This is a genomic window from Dyadobacter sp. 32, from assembly GCF_902506755.1.
Lineage (GTDB): Bacteria > Bacteroidota > Bacteroidia > Cytophagales > Spirosomataceae > Dyadobacter.
On record NZ_LR735258.1, the window covers coordinates 2,804,913 to 2,823,652 of the forward strand.

Sequence of the window (18,740 nt, forward strand, 5' to 3'; positions counted from 1 at the left end):
ACTAAACTACTTACCTTTGTGGTTAAATTTCCAGGAGAATCTTTGAAAAAAAGAACACTTTTTATCACCCCGCCATTCACGCAGCTCAACACGCCCTATCCGGCTACGGCATACCTAAAAGGTTTCCTTAACACTTTAGGACGGGAATCATATCAGGCAGACCTGGGCATTGATGTAATCCTCAAATTATTTTCCACAGCAGGCTTACGTCAACTCTTCGACATACTGGATTCATCCGATGCTGAATTAACGGAGAATTGTTTTCGCATTTATTCCCTTCGCGAAGACTATATAGCTACCATTGACCCTGTCATTCGTTTCCTGAAAAATGCTAATCCCACACTGGCGCACCGGATCTGTGACCGGAGCTATTTACCAGAAGCGGGCCGGTTCAGAGAAGTGGAGGACATGGAGTGGGCATTCGGCTCCATGGGTATACATGACAAAGCCAGGCATCTTTCCACACTGTATCTGGAGGATTTGGGTGACCTCATTCAGGAAGCCATCGATCCCCATTTTGGATTTAGCCGTTACGCCGAGCGCCTGGGACGCTCGGCAACCCATTTCGATGACATCGATAATGCTTTAAAGGCGCCAGACACCCTTTTGTCTTCAATCCTGAAAGAATGCCTGGAATCAAAAATACAAGAATACACGCCGGATATGGTTTGCATTTCTGTGCCATTTCCTGGCAATTTATACGGAGGATTCAAATGTGGCCAATATTTGAAGGACCACTACCCTCATATCAAAGTGGCCATGGGTGGTGGTTTTCCCAATACCGAACTCCGGTCTTTGTCTGAGCCCCGGGTTTTTGATTACGTGGACTTTGTGTGCCTGGACGATGGAGAAGCGCCACTAACCACACTGCTTGAGTATCTGGACGGAAGCCGGGAACTGAGCCAACTCAAAAGAATATACAGCCGTGAGAACGGACAGGTGGTCTATCACAATGGCGCCAAAGAAAGAGACGTTCCACAACGGGATGTAGGCACACCCGATTACAGCGACCTGCCTTTGAACGATTATTTGTCGGTAATCGAGATTGTGAACCCCATGCACCGGCTATGGAGCGATGGCCGATGGAACAAACTTACTTTAGCGCATGGCTGCTACTGGGGAAAATGCTCCTTTTGTGATATTTCACTCGATTATATCCGACGTTATGAACCCATCACGGCTGGCATACTTTGCGACCGGATTGAGCAGATCATGGAACAAACCGGCCAGAATGGTTTTCATTTTGTAGATGAAGCCGCACCACCTGCGCTGCTTAGGGATCTTTCTCTGGAAATTATCCGACGTAAACTTACCGTGGTATGGTGGACCAATATCAGGTTTGAAAAAAATTTCACCCCGGATCTGTGCACATTGCTAAAAGCTTCGGGCTGCATTGCTGTTTCGGGAGGATTGGAAGTAGCCTCCGATAGACTTCTCGAACGCATGAAAAAGGGTGTTACGGTGGCGCAGGTAGCGCGCGTTGCGGACGCTTTTACACAGGCTGGTATCATGGTGCACGCATACCTGATGTATGGTTTTCCAACACAAACTGCCCAGGAAACAATTGATTCGCTTGAAATGGTGCGTCAATTGTTCGACAACGGCATCGTGCAGTCGGGTTTCTGGCATCGTTTTGCCATGACCGCGCATAGCCCGGTGGGCCTGAACCCTCAACAATTTGACGTGATGCGAATCGGACCGGAGACCGGTCCATTTGCCGACAATGATCTGGAACATGATGACCCGCTGGGAACCGATCACCAACGCTTTTCCGAGGGACTAAAAAAATCACTTTTCAACTTCATGCACGGGATATGTCTTGACTTCCCTCTTTCAAAATGGTTCGATTTCAAAGTGCCAAAAACATCCATTCCGGCCGACTATATCCAAAAAAGTATAACGGCGCAGGCGGATTCACCATACCGGTTAAACGCCATGGTGGTGTGGATGGGTAGCCAGCCCGAACTGAATATCTATAAAGAAAAGCGAGGCAAGCAGGTTATTGATATTGCCGAGTTAATATTTTACAACAAAAAGAAAGAATGGGCCCTGGAAGCCCAGGTGGATGTTGCCCATTGGCTGGTATCTGTAATGCCGTTACTCGCAATATCGCATGCAGAACTCATATCTATGGAGGCCTTGAAGACCTCCTTCGAATCGGCAAATCTGGGGTCATTTGAAGATTTCACCCATTCTAAAACCTGGGCCAATTTAAAGTTCGGAGGTTTGCTGATTCTCTAACTAAACGACAATACTTCAAACGAGCTTAAAGCGTCATCAAAAGTGGTAAATACGGCCGGATAGCCTGATTCGACTTTTCCGATCAAATCAGATACACCCATCGCCATCGCCGGTCGTAGTGTTGCCATTTCTATCGCCTCCTGCAAAGGCACGCCGACCATTTTCACAGCATTTCGAACGGCATCACCCAGCGAAATGGTAGCGCCGGCAAGATTCCCATCTGAGTTGGTATATTTTCCTTCACGCAGATAAGCGTCAAATTCACCCCATTTGAATTCCGTCACCTTTTCGCCCAGGAAAAGCGCATCGGAGATAAGAAACAGCTTATCCCCTTTTATTTTATAAGCAACACTGGCTGCTCCGAAATCGCAATGCACACCGTCGATAATGATTGGTGCATACACCGCTTCGTTGTCCAATGTAGCACCAACCAACCCGGGTTGACGATGTGCAAAAGCCGACATCGCATTGTAGAGGTGGGTTACCAGATTCATCCCCTTCGAAAATGCATGCTGTGCTTCGGCGTAGGTGGCATTGGAATGGCCCGCAGATACGGTGATTCCCGACGCAAGCAATAACTCCAGTTGCTCGTCTGTGAACATTTCAGGCGCTATGGTGATCAACCGGATCGTATCTTTCCCATAGCGAATGATCTCTTCCAGCTCATCCATCGTTGGGCTCCGCACATATTCCGCGAGATGTGCTCCCCGTTTGACCGGATTGAGAAACGGGCCTTCCAGATGCATACCCAACACGCCAGAACCCGGATTTTTTCTCAGGTAATTTTTTGTGGCCTCGATGCCTTTCAGAATATTTTCAAGGGAAGACGTAATCAGGGTTGGCAGTACATAAGCAGTGCCGGTTTTCACGCTCGACTGATATATGTCCTCAATGGTGCCCTCCTCCGCCCGTTGGGTAAAATGATACTTTTCACCTCCGTTGATGTGGCTATCGAAAAACCCCGGTGCCAGATTGAAAACCCTTTTTACACCCGGAATGTACTCCGAAGATTTCACGCCTGCAACACGCCCATCCTCAATCGTTATCAACTGGCGTGTGAGATGCTCGTGCCCGGTATATAGATTGTCAACAAAAAGTAATTCAGTCATGGGTATATAGGATTCTCCTTCTCAAAAAATTCTCAAATAGAGCGCTACCGAACGATGATATCAAACCGCGTGAGCAGGCCCGCCAGATCAGACGAAAGAAATTTTGCCTTTTTAACATTGTTGATGGTTGGGTCAATAGTGAAATTTTTACTTGTGGTAAAATCCACTCCAGCCACGTTCGTATTAGCAAAAATAGCATCCCAGAAATCGCAATTATGAAACTTGCATTTGGAGAGGTCCGCCTGAGTAAAATCAGCACCGTGAATTTTGCAATTGCTGAAGGTACTTTTAACAGGTTTTTTTCTTTCAAAAATTGCATAATCCAGGATACAATTATCTAGCTGTATCGAAAAACCAAAGTCTTTACTTTCCGAAAAGTTGATCCCGGTTAGTTTGCAATTGATAAAAATCACATCCGAAAATCTGGCGTTGGCAACAGTCGCATTGCTCAAATTACAATCCTGGAATACACAATCGATAAATGTAATGCCTGCAAGGTTCGAGAAAGTGCAGTTCGTAAATTCTACCTGCTCGAAGTTATCCCTGTGCAGCTCTTCAACCTCTGAATCAAAATTCTTTACAATCTCAAAATCACGTCTGTTAACCACCTGAAACTATTTATAAAGACTCTTAAAAACTATATGTATTTCTTAATGATTGATTTCAGCTGATCCGCTTGTACCACGCCCGATTGTCTCCACATGGGTTTACCATGTTTAAAAACAATCAATGTCGGCACACCCTGAATTTTGTACGCGTTAGCCGCCGCTGGATTTTTATCTACATCAACTTTAATTATAGTGGCCGTTTCGCCCAAATCCGCCTTGAGGGTTTCCAGAATAGGCTTCATCATCTTACAGGGACCACACCATTCGGCCGAAAAATCAACCAATACCGGTTTATTACTGTTTATCAACTCATTGAACGTAGCCATAGTTGTATCTTTTATGTTTCCAGAATAACGGCCTCGTTACGCAAAAGGTTTAATATAACGCAGAATTTTAGTCCAGGCATGTTGCCGCTTCATTTCCATTTGGTGGTAAGGAATTCACCAACCCGTTTTTCAACGAATTCATAGGTAAAGTGGGAATAACAAATGGTCAGAACAATGGAAATGAACAAAGAGAAGCCGATATGAGCCTCCGTAGCCGCCAATTTAAAAAGTCGAAAGAGAATCACGTTTACCATGATCAATACGATTGCATGATTCAAATAAATGGAATATGAAATTTTGCCCAGGTACTGAAATACTTTCCCTGACAGTAAGCTGGATACAATACCAGTGGAGCTGGCAAAGATGATAATACCAACGGAAAAAATCAGCGGGAAAATTAGTTTCAGCAAATTAAACGCGGCGTGATGGGCCACATACATGGAGGCTAGTAAAAGCGCCAGGAAGGGGATCTCGAGTGCTGTTAAATTGAAAGTGAAACGACGGAGTACGAGACACGTAAAAACGCCAACACTAAAGCAGAGTCCTCCCCGGACAAAACCGTAATCATAGGCTAGGAGATATTCACCGTTTACAATGATGAACCAGGCGGAGAAACCGATTACTGCCGCAAAAACATAATATTTTAAGCCTCTGAACAACAACACAATCAGCCCAAACCCAAAATAAGCAATCATTTCGGCCGAAATGGACCACGCTGGATAGTTATTACTTATCCATGTACCAAAAACCGGCGTAGATCCCATGAACGTCAATGTATCCCGGGCTGTAACCAGGTAAAATTCAAAAGGGAGGTCAGTCATATTTTTCATCGGGCTGAAATCTCCCAGAAAGGCAGCGATGATGAATACGATTTCGGTGTAAAAAAGCAAAGGATACAAGCGGATAAACCTTTTCTTTAAAAACTGACCAAAATCGCCGACCGTTTTGATCCTGTCGAGATAATTTATCGCGATGACGAAGCCACTCAGTACAAAAAAGAAATCCACAAACAAACTGGAATTGATTACAAAAAAGTTGTCGTAAAAAATGGATTCCTTAAATGCATTGTGGTGATGTGCGATGACCATAACTGCAAAAATACCACGCAATCCATCGAGCTGTTCAACCCTGTTTTTCATGCGATATTACAATTACGGACAATGAGCATCAGAGAGTAAAGGCAAACTTTAAATATTGAAATCAATTGCTGAGGGCCTGTGTTTGCGAAATCCCCCTGTTAGAATAGGAGTCCAGATATTTAACGCCCAGAAAACGAATGAAGACCGCGTAGGGAAACCAGAACGCAATTTCGGTGGGCTGTCCTCCGGTAAGGAGCAGGATAGACATGGAAACAGCGAAGAAGGCCAGAAACGTTGTCAGTGAATTGGTTCCACGTCTGATTTCGCGTATGGCATAAATAAGCAGAAAAACATTAAACGATGCAAAAAAGATGAACCCAGCAATGCCTTCCGCCACAAAAGATTCGAGCAAGGGAATATCCAGATAAACACTCTTAAAGCCGCGGCCCATCAGGGCATCCCTCGAATAAAATGTTTCCAAAAATTCTTCGAATCCGTTGACCCGCCCCATGGCAGAGTAATCAATATTTGCAGTCGCTGAAAGCTTTACACCCAATGCGGTAAAGACGACGTCCATAATTTTATTTTCGAAATTACCCCAGTAGTTAATCAGAATATCCAGGACATTAGAATATAAACTCAGAAAGTAACGAATGGCCAGAAATCCCAGAATTAACATGAAGATATTTCGATATGTAAAAAACCTTCCAACGCTTCCCAAAGCAGATAGAAAACGAAATCGGAATACGAAATAACAAAAACACATCAGGCCAATACCAAGGTAGCTCGATTTTGCGACGGACAGAACCACCACGGCGATGCTAAACAGTGCCGAGAAAAAAAGGAAAAGCTTCATCAGCACCCCTGAAAACCGGGGCATCAGAACAACCGCTGAAACAAGACAGATCACACCATTCCTGGCTGTCATGTGCGGGTTCCCTCCTGGCCGGGCATTGTCTATCGAGAAACTCACCGCCGCCCGCATACCGGGAGACCAGTTGGGGTCGGTCAGCAAAGAATACACCAGGGTGATGTTACAAAACAGAGAGTACAAAAACAGGACCAGAACCAACGTATCCTTCACATCATTGGGTATATGAAGTAACAGCGCTATGAATACAAAAATGAATATGAGGTACCCTGCATCCGTAGCTGATTTACCGTTATAATTGAGAAAAAAGAAATAATAAACGGTAACCAGCAAGAATCCCAGCCCCATATTGAGCAGGATTATATTGGGTTTGTACAATCGTTGGAAGAGATGCTGTGGTAGCATCAGCAGAAATGCCAGGATAAAAAAGGCAGCCGTAAAGCTACTTCCTGACGGTCCTATCTGTAATGTATCTCTGACGAAAAAAATCATGGGAAACCCATTAAACACCATTGTGATGCCTAATGCGTATCTCAGATTATTAAAGTTGGAAAATATATTAAGAAGACTAAAATTCATCTTGGAAACCCGAATTGCAAATTTTAATTCAATATACTATCAACGCCTGTTCGTGATTCATGGTGTAAAGATATCTCATTTTATCCAAGTCGGGAAACTTATCGCAGAATTGTACAATTCTGACTTCCAAATAACCAGGCAGAACCTCTCCCGTTTTTAAAACCTGTCAATATAATCCACTGCCGTATGGAGTAAAGCGGCCACCCGCTTCCTTAAAAGCCTATGTTCACTGATTTTGGGGAAAATTCCATACCCCCCCATCTCACCAGCTGCAATCTCTACCTTCGCTGCCTCAACCTTTTTTTTGTACTCTTTAAATAATTTCTCAAACGCCCGATTCTCCGATAACAGGCCCACATGATCGGACCACACAGGATCAAAAGTGATCAACCCGGTGAAATCCAATGAAATCAGTGGTTCAGCTCCGGCATAATATATGCCATTCACCACGGTGAGCGGATTGCTCAAGACCGAACGTAGCCCGAATTGCCAGCCCGGATTATTCCTCATCGTTGTCTGCGGAACCCACACAGGCGCGTAATTCAGCCAGAGCTGATCCATACACATACCATTGCACAAATCAAACTTGGCCCGATCAAAGGTTCGGCTAGCCCACCACTGCAACATTTTTTCGGTTCCTTCACTTTTTCTGACCGACCATGCCCCCGAATAAAACATGCCCACATTCAAAATTCTTTTATCGTCCAAACGAGGATCCCTGGGAAGCGGTCCGGTGATATTGGGTGTCAGACACAGATCAAATTCCTGTGGCATCGGCACTATCCCTCTTACCAGCATACTGGAAGGAGCCAAAAATGTAAGCGCATCAAATTCAATTGAGCGATTACCGAAAATATGTAAGGCAAACCAGGGTCGGCAGGCAGCCACCAGTTCAAAATCATAGTACCTGTCACACATTTCCTTAAAACCAGGTATACGCACATCGCTTACGTCTATAACCTGGATTGTATCTGGAAGCGCAGGCAGCGCACAAGTATCCACCCAGCACAGATACATGATCGAATCGGGCTGATAGCGTATCACCGTTTCGGCCAGCACCTGCGCGCCCGCAAGTGTATTTCTATTGCAAACTGTAAAAATAATATTCATACTATACTGGCCACATTCTCACGCAAAGTGAGGTAGACCTTCGATATTTTGATCATTAATACCTGTCAAGCCAAAAGGCCAGGCTTCGCGTTCATTCATTCCAGGCCTTAACTGACTGGATAATTTTACAGAAAATCGCTTCTGAACTATTCGGGTGGGCCGTCGTAATCCCGGCCAAAAGCGGTTTGGTTCAAGTTCCCAAAAAAGGGCATCCTTATGGACGAGCAATGCATTATGACGATAAGCATGTGCTTCACTTTTCTTCCTTTTCAAGGTGTTCACAAATCGTTCGATATGGCAAAGGAACAACCCGTTACCGGCAAAGTCGGTATCCATAATCTGTATTTGTTGATCACTCAATCCACGAATTCGACCTAGAAAATCAAAAAAACCAGGTTCCCTTTCCGAATTAGCCCTTAAAAAATCGTATCCCTGTTTACACCAATAATGCAACTCGTCCTTCACGATCCAGCTATTCAATTCGTGGATCAAAAGAAATTCACACCAGCTAAATCGTTCATAAAAGCCTTCCATCAAAAAAAGAGATGCCAACGTACTTCTTGTTTTAAAGTATTTATCACTAAAAGAAACAAAAACCGCACGTTCATATGCTTGCTTCAACCCGGCAACATCGGCCTGATCCGACACGACAAAAATCAGCGAATACTTCCCTAATGCCGCTTCACAGTGATCAAGGATTCTCCTTTCGATGGTAGAAAGCACCGGATTCAAAATAGGCACTACAACTGACACGAGCTCTTTCAATTAATCATTCGATTTGGTGGTTACAGCGTTTGTAATTTTTTGATAAAATATTGAGCTGGTCTTTTCAACAGTTTCCTTACCCTTTGGTAGCGTCTGACTTTGGGTGGCTTGATATAGGCACAACTGAACTTCCTATAATAAGCATTTCCATTTAGCACCAATTGATTACGATACAATTCAAAAAGTGGTATCGCATCAACTCGCTCCGAAAGCAGGAACCGGTCCTGGTATTTGGAAAGCACGTCGGGTTTGGCAGGATCATAGCCGCTAAAATGAAAGAAAATCAGCGGGTGGTGCTCATTGACGAAATAGGTTTCGTTCTGTTTGGAAAATTGCCGTTCGTGCAGGTTCCAATAAGCAGCATTGTAACCTGGATTTCTCTGCACGCACACATTCTCCACAAATACAGGAAGAAAATTCATCCAATTCTGGTCAACAAAAAGGCCATTGCAAAGATCTATCAGGCATTCATACCTCAACTTTTCTTCCCACCACTTTATAAAACGCATATTGGCCACATTACGCCGGAAAGCCACAAATCCTAAATTATAGACCCCGGTATTGAGGTGATGGAGCTCATTGGGTGTTAACCGATCCTCTATCGGCGTATTGATATGCGGGGTGAGCACCGCGTTGTGCGACTTCAAAGAAGTCAATAGCTCGGTTAGAGGCTGGAAAACAATGATGTCCGGATCAAAGTAGATCACATGATCAGCATCCGGGTATTTCTCAAAAAAGTAAGTAAAGCAAAAAGGCTTTACCGCGGTATTCAGTTCGGTAATATCGTAGCGAAGCGCAATCTCTTCCAGGTCGTCAATACCAATCTTATCGATTTCGATCATTGGATACATCATTGTAAACGACGAATCGAATTGAATTCCCTCCAATTTATCGACGAGTGCAATGAAAAAGAGAATTTCCGGGTTTGTTGATTTAAGCGAATCGCCCAAGGTCCGGGCCTGAGCCAGATAATTTATAGAACAAATGGTATAGGCAATCGTCATTGATTATAATTTTCTGCCTGCAAAGGTAGATACTTTTGAATAACCGCCTCGATTTGATTGACGCTTCTCTCGGTATTATGTCTCGCCAAAACCTTTTGTCTACCTATTTTTCCCATTTGCTCGCGTAATGCCGGATCCAATACCAACTGAATCAACGCATCCGAAGCCGCCGAAATGTCGAGATAAGGAACTACAAAGCCTGCATCTTCCTCAATGAGCTCAGGTGCGCCCCCCGCTCCTTCGAAGCATACCACCGGAATTTCGGCCAATGCCGCTTCCAGAACAACCAAAGGATAGGGATCTTCTCTCGAACTGAGCATCAAAACATCAAATCTGCTTATAAAATCCAGGGCCTGTGGCGTTGGCTGAACCAGTATAATCCGCTTATCCAATCCCATCAATCGGATGTCATCTTCTATCAACTTGTAAATGTCATGCTGCGGCCCGGCGCCCACCCACACAAAATATACAGGAAGCGGGTTGGTTTTTTGAATGACACGCCTGGCGATCCAGTTAAAAATATCATTTCCCTTTCTCCATTCCGCATTGCCACAACCACCTATGACTACCGCATCTTTGGGAATTCCGAATTGCTGCTCTGTAAGATCCTTTACTACGTTTTGCAACCGATGATCTATAAGATCATGATCTATAAGCGTAAAAGTGCTCACATGATCCACCGCAAATCCGTAGTGGGTAATGTAGTGATCCGCTACTGCCTTTGATACGGCAATCAGGTGGCTTGCCTTTTTGAGAAGGTAATCCAGGTGAAGTTCCCGTGTGTAGATTTTGACAGACATCCCGAGCTCATGTACAAACAGAACCATGGGTAAATGATGTAAAAATTGCAGCGTATCGTAGTAAACACCGGCGTTGGCAATGGAATTGACAAATACCAGTCCGATTTGCTGCGCTTCAAGTTCAGCTACTACTCTTTCCTGCTCTTTGTGAACATTATGCTGTTCATAAAGCTTGTAAAGGTTTACCTTTTTGAGAATTTTGCCTGTCAAAGGCCTGTTAAAAATCGTATTTTCTCCGTAAAGTTTGGTGATACTAATCACTTCAGCAAACTCATCCTCGAGTTCCCCTCCGTTGCAAAGCAAGAGATGCATCGGAAAATTTCGTTTTTTGAGGAGCCGTAATAATTGCAGAAGCAGCAGCTGACTACCAGCCCGATTGGCATCATGACAAACAAATAGTATCTTTTCTAACTTCATTACAAAAATAATAACATTCAGGCCCGGAGTCTGAAATGGAAACACTCCAATCTTATTGTCCTCTCAATATGCTTCAAAACTTTTTTTGCCCGGTACTTTTTTTGCCGGATTGCCAATGTATATCCCCCACTCTTCCGTATCCTTCGTTACAGCCGATGCCATACCTACCAGTGTTCCCTGCTCAATGTGCATGTAATCTCTGATGGTACTATTTACCCCAAAAAAACAATAAGGTTCTATGACGCAATGACCCGACATCACTACATGGGAGGTAAAAAATACGTGGTCCTTAATTTTTCCGTGATGACCTATGTGGTTTCCACTCCAGATCACCACATTATTCCCAATCGTGGTGTATGGCTGGATGGTGTTGTCCTCCAGAATAAAGCAATTTTCCCCGACCACACTTTTGTCAAAAATCGTAGCCCTGGAACTGATATAAGAAATGAACGAATATCCCTTCGCTTTGGCCTCGTTATAAATTTTCTCCCTGTTCCGGTTCATGTTACGACCTGTCATGGGGGCAAAAAAAGAATATTCCGCAGGGGAAAATATTTTTTCAACGTCTTCAAATGCGACCACGGGTAAGCCATGGAACGACTCATCGGCCAAATATTCTCGGTTTACTGCAAACCCGGCTACTTCGTGTTCCGAGTCATGCTGCAGATAGTAGTGTGCCAATTCAGCCGTATCCAGAACGCCAAAAATGATAACTTTAGCCATATTAGATCAGTTCGTACTCTTTTAACAATGAATTTACACTTTCAAGATTATTGAACATCAAAACGTCAATAATCGACAACCAAGGTACGAAAGCATTTTTAAACTGAGGATATGGACCTGCTGTACTTTTAATAAAATATAGTTCAACACCTTCCACCCTAAACCGCTCTTTATCGTAAAGTGCCATTCCCCCGATGGGATTGATGTACCTTCCGGCATTTTCCTGTTTGCAGATGTCCAGTATTCTTTCCTGAGCTTTAAGGTCTGAATTTTTATACACCCGCGAAGAATCTACTATTTCCGTATCAATCCGCAGATAATTACAGATTCTTCTGATACAATTTACAACGAGACCACTGATTGTATCCGTTTCGAAATGTACGATTTCTTCAACTATTGGGAAAACCGTTTGATAATTCGGCGCCTTTTGATAGGCTTGCTGAACCGTTTTAAGCAATTTTTTACGCCACGGTTCAGTGTTTAACAAGTCAACCTCGTAGATCAGTTTGTTCTGGCTCGCATTCTTTAAGGGGATGGTTAAGAGGTGATCTTTTCCGGAAAGCAGTATACGATTTCTATTGATCCACCCCTTGTTAATGAAATTAACGTCATCGTAAATCACAAATTTATCGACAGCATTAATCAATTGAAAATATCCAATATAGGGGAATATATAAGGCTGCATGATAGCGATGGTCATATTTTTGGCCCTCATTATTGATTTGGTGAAAAAAGAGAAGAAACCAGGATTGCCTGATCAAAAGCTGAAATTCTTTCAGCAACAGTGCGCCCTCCTATTTTAATTTACGCAGATAATAATCCTCCCCCTTTTCGGCTAACCCTGTCATCGTGGTGTCACTTCCAAGCCGGATGTCCGTTGGGAGCGCCTTGATTCTACTCGTGTCATTGATAACACTTTTGGCATAAAACAAATAATCGGCATCCTTGGGAATGGGCTGCAAACCTTTTTCAAATGGATTAATAGAAATCAAACGGCGGGTCAGGTCCGGTCCATACAGCGGATATTCAAAATCGCTGTTAACTGTACCCAAAGCAACGGTGGCGCTACGCGGCACCAGGGAGTCGAATCGCTGATATGCCCTGGTAACGTCCGGCCGTGCAAATGTCTGAAATGCAATCCGATCCGCATTAAAGGCCGACTTCATACCATAAGCAGGAAACGGCAATGCCCGCATATTCAGAAACACCGCCATCACTGCGGATACACAAGCCGTCATGACCACAATGGCAATATAGCCACGCCAGATGCTTCTTCTGGGTTTTAAAATGGTAAGCCGGTGATGTGAAAATAACAACAACAGAAACAGAACGCCAAAAAGGCCCGTTCCGATAAAATAACGGCCCTTGAAAGGATCATAAGCGGCGGTGTACGATATCGCCAGAAAATGCAGTATAAACGCCAGTGCAAGAAACCAGTGAACCCTGGAACGCAGCACCCTGAAAAATACAAGCAGAATGATGGGCAATATGAGGGCAAAACCCAAAACACCCCAGTAAGGAATGGCATTGTAATAATCGAAACCTCTGTTGAATCGGAAAGGAACGATCGTAAAATCCTGCTCTTCGTCCAGTCTCATGCCTAGTTTATCTTCCAGAACGATAATTGGTTTACGAATTGTCTGATTCAGATCAAATCCCCACTGTGCATTGCGGATCCCATCCAGATTAAAAAAGTCATAAGAATAGCGTACCACATTTCTGCTGCCTTGTTCAAACAGGTTCCGCAGAGAGCCGGCCCTTTCGATGGACTGGTGCTTCAAAGCAGTGGGTGGACCAATCGGATGACCAAATACCTGAATGTTCCTTATGTAGCCGGAGGGAAGTGCATACACCATCACCGACATTACAATTGAAACAGCCAGACGCCAAAAACGGTCTAAAAAAACACGGGTATTAGGGGCAGCAAATACCGTGTAAATCATGATTACAAATAAAGAGGGCAGCAAAAAGACAAATGTGATCTTATGCCCAAGCGCAATACCGAAAGTAAGCCCGGCAAGATACAGGTACTTGTTTTCCCGGGTGTTAAAATACGTAAACAGATAATACATTAAACAGCTCAGATAAGCAGTCAAAACGATATCCGTTTCGGTGGATATTGCCTGAACAAGAAAATCCAGAAATAAACTGTAACATATTGCACAGAATACGCTTGCAGACAGATTTCTGCCAATCCGCTGCGCCATGCCAAAAACAGCAACCACCGTAATCCAGTATGAAAGATAATGAAGCAACTTCATTGCATTTTCTATCTTGCCGCTGATGAGGTAGGAATAGATCTGAATGGTAGTCGGGCTTTTCGGATAGGTATCCATGTTCCAGTTTGCACCACCGAAATGAGCCATGGTGCCATTTTGAATATAGCGGATCACCCGGTTCAAATGGCCTGTCATGCTGTCCCATTCATTCGGTGCTGTAAAAAGCACGAGTGCGAGATTGGCAACACTCACGATAAGAAGCGTACCGAAAAGTATCGTAAAAATAAACCGAAGGTATAATGACAGCTCCTTACTCCACAAGCAGAAAGTACTCCATCGGTTACGAATAACCGAGCGAATAGAAAATACCTCTTGTACGGGTAAAATAAAGGACCAAAACAGGTACTGCAGGCCGATCGCAACATAATTTCCGACTATCCAGCTGAAAGTATTCGCAGTCTGATCAATCGCCGAAAGTATAAAGCCAACCGGAATCACAGAACCAATAAACAGCACAAAGGAGTTGATGAGCCATTCGGTAAGCGAGGGCTTGGAAAGCCTTTTGGAGACATATCCAATACAGGCGATAAATAAAAGAAATGATAGCCAGTAAAGAATAGCCATGAGACTATGCTGGTAAGTAATTGTTAATAATTCCCGAAATTCTCCTCACATCATCTTCAGGAAGACCCACATACAAAGGTAAACTCAAAACACGGGTAGCAATATCCTCCGAAACAGGACATGGAAACTGTTTTGGCATAAACTTCAATGTATTCAATGAAGGATAAAAGTATCTTCTGGGAATGATATCTTCGGCACGAAGTGCTTCCATCACGGTCTTCATGATTTCCTCCGAAGGAAATACAACCGGGTAGTAGGCGTAATTGTATTCCAGATCATCCGGACGTGCTGGGGCACTGAGCACATTCCAGTTCAACAGGCTGTCGTACAAGTCGAAAACCGTTTTCCGGGCTGAGATAATGTCCTTCACATGGGGTAAGTTACAGAGGCCCATCGCGGCGTGAAACTCCGAATTTTTTCCGTTGATCCCTGCATAGAAATAGTTTTCATCTCCCTGATGCCCGAATGCGCGCAGCAGATGAAACTCTTTGTCCAACTCAGGGTGATTGGAAATCAATGCCCCTCCTTCAATCGTATGAAATACTTTGGTGGAATGGAAACTGCATGTACTTACATCACCATAAGAAAGCAATGAGCGGCCTTTGTACAGAACCCCAAATGCATGAGCCGCATCGTAAATCACTTTAAGACCGTGCTTCCTGGCCACAGCTTCGATTTTCTCTACATCACACGGATTTCCATAAACATGCGTAGCCAATATGGCGGTAGTAGCAGGCGTAATGGCTGCTTCAATAAGATCGGCATCTATATTAAAAGTGGTCCTGTCTATGTCCACAAAAACGGGTATACAGTTTTCCCAGATAATTGCATTGGAGGTAGCACAGTAGGAAAAAGGGGTCGTAATGACCTCTCCCGTTATACCCAGAGCCTTGATTGCAATCTGTAGAACTATGGTGCCATTGGTGCAAAAGTATAGGTGGTCAACATGAAGGTATTCCTTTAGCTGCTGCTCCAGTTCCTGTAAAAGCGGACCGTTATTGGTAAGGTAGCCTCTCTCCCAAATACCCTTTACATATTCTATATAGCGCTCCTGATCTGGTAAGAATGTTTTGGTGACGTTAATCATTCACTATGTGCTCTGTTTGACGGATAGAAAAATTAAGTTGAGGACGAATGTATCCGGGCCATTTACCGTACCAGGTAACATTTTCACGATAATCCTCAATATCAAAAACAAGAGCCTCTTCCATGTTGTAAACTATTGTGCTGGTATCCTTTACGATCATCATGGAAACCACATAGGAGCCATCGTTCAAAAAATGTCCAGGAATCTCACAAGTTCCTGTTACCAGCCCTTTTGCCAATTGTTCCGATGGTGTGCCGACATTAAAAATACATTCACCAGTGAAGGTATAAAGGTGCATACTTAAATTGAGGTTCGCACCCTCTTCCAGGTTCCAAAACTGGAACTGAAAATTGATGGGCGTGCGTACGTCAATATGCGAAAGATTATCCACGTATTCAGGAAAAAGCTTGAAACTCTTAATCCGAACCTGATCATTTCCGGGAGCCTTCTCAATGTCATCCCAGTGCTTTTCAAGCACTTTATGGGAAACCTTACTGAGGTAATTGGTGACAATATGTGTCGTATCTCCCTGATCTATCAACAATCCCTTTTCGAAATAAAAAGACTTATTACAAAGTGCCTGAATTGCGGTAAGATTGTGACTAACGAAGATCAGTGTCCTCCCGCTTTCAGATACATCCCGCATTTTACCCAGACACTTTTTCTGAAATTCGGTATCGCCCACGGCCAGTACCTCATCCACAATAAGGATCTCCGGGTTCAGGTGGGCAGCAATGGCGAACCCAAGCCTTACATACATGCCTGATGAATATCGTTTGACAGGAGTGTCCAGAAATTTCTCCACACCCGCAAAATCCACGATGGCGTCGAATGACTCACGGATTTCTCTTTTCGCCATTCCGAGAATTGCTCCATTGAGATAGATATTTTCGCGACCTGTCAGCTCAGGGTGAAAACCTGTGCCTACTTCAAGTAAACTGGCAATGCGGCCTTGTATTTTGATTTGACCTGTGGTTGGTTCCGTAATACGGCTAAGTATCTTTAGAAGTGTAGATTTGCCAGCTCCGTTGTGCCCGACAATTCCAATTCGGTCTCCCTGATCAATCCTAAAATTAACATCTTTAAGAGCCCAAAAATCCTCCTTCTCTGCAAAACTCGCATCATCCTTCTTACCCGAAAACAACTTGCCCACCTTGTCGGCGACAATGTCTCTCAGGCTCGAAGGACCATTCTTACGTTGATGGTCGATGACATATTTTTTGCTGATGTTTTCAGCTACAATTACTGACATGCTCAAATTTAGCTATTTCAGATATGATCTACGAAAGTATTTTCCTTTTTTCTAAAATATATAAGAGAAAAAACCAACACCAGAAATGAAATGGTGACTGTGTATGAAAGTGTTTGGGGATTAAAATGTGACCGGTCTCCCAGCAGGCACCATTTAAACCCATCGATGATCCCGACCAGCGGGTTCATGTTGTAATAACGTTCAAACCAGGTGCCCTTCGCCAGGCTGCTGCTATACGAAACCGGGCAAGCCCATGTACCCACCTGTATCATGAAAGGAATAAGCTGACCAATATCTCGAAAACGAACATTTAACACCGCGAAGAACAACCCAAACCCTAATGAGGTCACAAAGGTAAGTACCAGGAAAAACGGGAGAAAAATCAAATTAACACTGACTGGATATTGATAGTAAACCATCAGGGCCAGAAAAATGCAGAATGTGAGCAGAAAATCAACGAAACCAACCGCGATCGAGCTCAACGGCATGAGCAACCGGGGAAAGTAAACCTTGGACACTAGGTTGGAATTGATGACAATACTATTGCTTATTTGCTGGAAAGTATTGGAGAAAAAAGTCCAGATCGTTAACCCGCTCAACACCATCAATGGGTAGGGAATCCCGGGATCTCCTTTCATTTTAGCCAAAAAGCTAAACACAAATACCATCACCATCATCGTCATGAGCGGCCTGAGCACACTCCAGGCCACGCCCAGTATCGTCTGTTTGTAACGAACCGAGATATCTCTTTTCGAAAGTATCCAAAGCAATTGCCTGTTGAGCCACAGATCCTTCCAATAGTCCTTCTCGGAACCTCCAGCCTTAATTGTAATGGTATGTTGCATATGGATTACGCCTTATTCTCAGAAATAGAATTGAATACGCTTTTGAAATAAATCACAACCAAAGCAAGCAGAAAACCGGACAATACGCCTATTTTCAATCTCTTCTGGTCATTCTTTTTAGCGTCAAGCGGAAGCTTAACATCTTCAATAATTGTAAAAAGCGGAGCTTCCTTCACCAACGAAACGCGCATTCGCTCTGCACTTGCCACCGCTTCGGTGTATAGTCCCTGAATAAATGACGTGCTTCTTTCCAGCTTATTAGCAGGGACTTTGGCGACCGGATCAATAATCATGCTACTGTTATACAATGCCCTTGCAAGCCTGGTCTCGGTATTGCTCAGAATGGCTGCCAGGGAATCAGCCCTTCTTTCCAAAAGCCTCAGGGTTTTCCTGGTTTTCCTGGTCTGGTTTTCCGTATACACCTCTTCCACGGTTTCAAGCAAAGTATTCAACCATAACACACTAAGATTAGCATTTTCAGTCGTAGCCGTCAGGGTTATGAATGAAGACTTGCTCCCCAACTCTTTAATTCCGGTAACATTCTGCGCCTTTTCAACAACCTGGTTAAGCAAAATCCTGTCGTTCAGGCTCATTTTGACACTGTCCTTTTTTACAAAATGAAAGTTTGCCAAATCTTCCCGCTCTTCCCATTCCTTCTGTTTGATACCTGATGAGTCAATAAAGAAATTCGCTAATAAGGTCTTTTTACCATTAATTTCGAGTTCTTTCATCAATGTACGTTCCATGACAGGACGTGAGGTAACAAAGTAGAAAAAATTCTCTCCTACAAAAATATTTGCGTCGGGCGTACTGCCTCCCAGACCCACCAGACCTGCCAAATCCCCCATTCCGGAATTACCTCCACCGCTTGTTCCCAGATTGAACACCATGGTAGCTTCATACTCCGTGGCAGTTCTCAGATACTGATCCATACCAAAACCAATACCAGCACCTAGCACCGAAAACAAAACCAGTATCTTCCAGTTTTTTATCAGGGCATCTTTTATCTCTATAACCTTTATGATGACATCCCTGGGGGTCAGCTGATCATCAGGAACCTGAGTCGTTGTGTTCGACATAT

General features: G+C 43.8%; 17 protein-coding genes. 1 reads left to right on the forward strand and 16 read right to left on the reverse strand.

What is annotated here, in order from left to right; translation table 11 throughout:
- The first annotated feature begins 42 nt into the window (after window positions 1–42).
- The gene (locus tag DYADSP32_RS11290) at window positions 43–2,241 is read left to right on the forward strand and encodes a radical SAM protein (RefSeq protein ID WP_149242633.1); all 2,199 of its coding nucleotides are present in this window, start codon (window positions 43–45) and stop codon (window positions 2,239–2,241) included.
- On the opposite strand, the gene nagA is transcribed toward DYADSP32_RS11290, so the two are convergent.
- The 16 genes from nagA to DYADSP32_RS11370 all read right to left on the reverse strand — a co-directional run bounded on the left by nagA (window position 2,238) and on the right by DYADSP32_RS11370 (window position 18,738).
- Window positions 2,238–3,350 carry an N-acetylglucosamine-6-phosphate deacetylase gene (nagA, locus tag DYADSP32_RS11295; protein ID WP_149242632.1) on the reverse strand — a complete coding sequence of 371 codons (1,113 nt, stop codon included), beginning with the start codon at window positions 3,348–3,350 and terminating at the stop codon, window positions 2,238–2,240. The genes DYADSP32_RS11290 and nagA overlap by 4 nt on opposite strands.
- A 44-nt stretch (window positions 3,351–3,394) precedes the next feature.
- The gene (locus DYADSP32_RS11300; RefSeq protein WP_149242631.1) at window positions 3,395–3,958 is read right to left on the reverse strand and encodes a pentapeptide repeat-containing protein; all 564 of its coding nucleotides are present in this window, start codon (window positions 3,956–3,958) and stop codon (window positions 3,395–3,397) included.
- A gap of 29 nt (window positions 3,959–3,987) precedes the next feature.
- On the reverse strand, window positions 3,988–4,284 hold the full coding sequence (gene trxA, locus DYADSP32_RS11305) for a thioredoxin (protein WP_149242630.1): 297 nt from the start codon (window positions 4,282–4,284) through the stop codon (window positions 3,988–3,990).
- An 89-nt stretch (window positions 4,285–4,373) separates the two neighbouring features.
- Window positions 4,374–5,423 carry an acyltransferase family protein gene (locus DYADSP32_RS11310; RefSeq protein ID WP_149242629.1) on the reverse strand — a complete coding sequence of 350 codons (1,050 nt, stop codon included), beginning with the start codon at window positions 5,421–5,423 and terminating at the stop codon, window positions 4,374–4,376.
- Between the two features lie 61 nt (window positions 5,424–5,484).
- Window positions 5,485–6,726 (reverse strand): hypothetical protein, encoded by a 1,242-nt coding sequence (locus DYADSP32_RS11315; RefSeq protein ID WP_414617694.1) that lies wholly within the window; start codon window positions 6,724–6,726, stop codon window positions 5,485–5,487.
- A gap of 243 nt (window positions 6,727–6,969) precedes the next feature.
- Complete coding sequence (locus DYADSP32_RS11320) at window positions 6,970–7,923, reverse strand: hypothetical protein (RefSeq protein ID WP_149242627.1); 954 nt, start codon at window positions 7,921–7,923, stop codon at window positions 6,970–6,972.
- A gap of 18 nt (window positions 7,924–7,941) precedes the next feature.
- Window positions 7,942–8,688 (reverse strand): DUF5672 family protein, encoded by a 747-nt coding sequence (locus tag DYADSP32_RS11325; RefSeq protein ID WP_149242626.1) that lies wholly within the window; start codon window positions 8,686–8,688, stop codon window positions 7,942–7,944.
- Between the two features lie 20 nt (window positions 8,689–8,708).
- Entirely contained in the window at window positions 8,709–9,692 is a 984-nt protein-coding gene (locus DYADSP32_RS11330; RefSeq protein ID WP_149242625.1) for a glycosyl transferase, read from the reverse strand.
- A complete protein-coding gene (locus DYADSP32_RS11335; RefSeq protein WP_149242624.1) occupies window positions 9,689–10,909 on the reverse strand; it encodes a glycosyltransferase family 4 protein in 1,221 nt (406 codons plus the stop codon). Before DYADSP32_RS11335 ends, DYADSP32_RS11330 begins: the two co-directional genes overlap by 4 nt.
- 63 nt (window positions 10,910–10,972) lie before the next feature.
- Window positions 10,973–11,632, reverse strand: a complete 660-nt coding sequence (locus DYADSP32_RS11340; RefSeq protein WP_149242623.1) for an acetyltransferase — start codon at window positions 11,630–11,632, stop codon at window positions 10,973–10,975.
- A gap of 1 nt (window position 11,633) precedes the next feature.
- Window positions 11,634–12,332 carry a WbqC family protein gene (locus DYADSP32_RS11345; protein WP_149244884.1) on the reverse strand — a complete coding sequence of 233 codons (699 nt, stop codon included), beginning with the start codon at window positions 12,330–12,332 and terminating at the stop codon, window positions 11,634–11,636.
- A 94-nt stretch (window positions 12,333–12,426) separates the two neighbouring features.
- Entirely contained in the window at window positions 12,427–14,475 is a 2,049-nt protein-coding gene (locus DYADSP32_RS11350) for a glycosyltransferase family 39 protein (RefSeq protein WP_149242622.1), read from the reverse strand.
- Between the two features lie 4 nt (window positions 14,476–14,479).
- Window positions 14,480–15,562 carry a DegT/DnrJ/EryC1/StrS family aminotransferase gene (locus DYADSP32_RS11355; protein ID WP_149242621.1) on the reverse strand — a complete coding sequence of 361 codons (1,083 nt, stop codon included), beginning with the start codon at window positions 15,560–15,562 and terminating at the stop codon, window positions 14,480–14,482.
- A complete protein-coding gene (locus DYADSP32_RS11360; protein WP_149242620.1) occupies window positions 15,555–16,814 on the reverse strand; it encodes an ABC transporter ATP-binding protein in 1,260 nt (419 codons plus the stop codon). Before DYADSP32_RS11360 ends, DYADSP32_RS11355 begins: the two co-directional genes overlap by 8 nt.
- 17 nt (window positions 16,815–16,831) lie before the next feature.
- Window positions 16,832–17,665, reverse strand: coding sequence for an ABC transporter permease (locus tag DYADSP32_RS11365; RefSeq protein ID WP_149242619.1), 834 nt, complete (start codon window positions 17,663–17,665; stop codon window positions 16,832–16,834).
- On the reverse strand, window positions 17,665–18,738 hold the full coding sequence (locus tag DYADSP32_RS11370) for a hypothetical protein (RefSeq protein ID WP_149242618.1): 1,074 nt from the start codon (window positions 18,736–18,738) through the stop codon (window positions 17,665–17,667). The genes DYADSP32_RS11365 and DYADSP32_RS11370 overlap by 1 nt, the downstream gene beginning before the upstream one ends.
- Between the last annotated feature and the right edge of the window lie 2 nt (window positions 18,739–18,740).